A 568-nucleotide genomic window follows, 5' to 3' on the forward strand; every position below is an offset into this window, starting at 1 on the left:
CTGCGCTTTCCTGAGTTTCGGGAGGCGGGGGCGTGGGAGGTTCAAACCATTGATCAACTGGCATCCAAGATCGCACAGGGTGGCACGCCCAAAACCTCCATTCCCAAATATTGGAATGGAGATATTCCATGGATTACACCTGCTGAGATGGGGGAGGATGCCGCGCATCATTATGCCGAAACTACGCACCGCACAATTTCACGTGAGGGGTTCGAAAACTCGTCTACCGAATTGTTGCCTGTAAATTCCGTCATAATCTCAAGCAGAGCACCTATTGGCTATGTGACCATTAATAAGATTGAGATGGCTACAAACCAAGGGTGTAAAGGAATTGTTCCAAAAAAGAACACCTACCATGAATTTTTCTATTTCAGCCTGATCGTAGCCAAGCAGCGACTGAATGACCTCGGTGCAGGCGCAGGCTTCAAAGAAATCTCGACGTCCACTCTGAAAGCGTTTCAGATCTCTATTCCCAAGCACATCGAACAACAAAAAATCGCCCACTGCCTCTCCTCCCTTGATGAGGTGATCGGGCTGGAGTCGCACAAGCTCGACGCCCTCAAGAACC

The 568-nt window shown here is 49.5% G+C and carries 1 protein-coding gene; it reads left to right on the top strand.

The features are described 5' to 3' along the window. The coding region (locus tag ACOCD2_RS25405; protein ID WP_293690197.1) for a restriction endonuclease subunit S at positions 1-568 on the top strand (568 nt) is incomplete at both ends.

The organism is Thiolapillus sp. (genome assembly GCF_048562965.1).
Classification (GTDB): Bacteria; Pseudomonadota; Gammaproteobacteria; order Chromatiales; family Chromatiaceae; genus Thiolapillus; species Thiolapillus brandeum_A.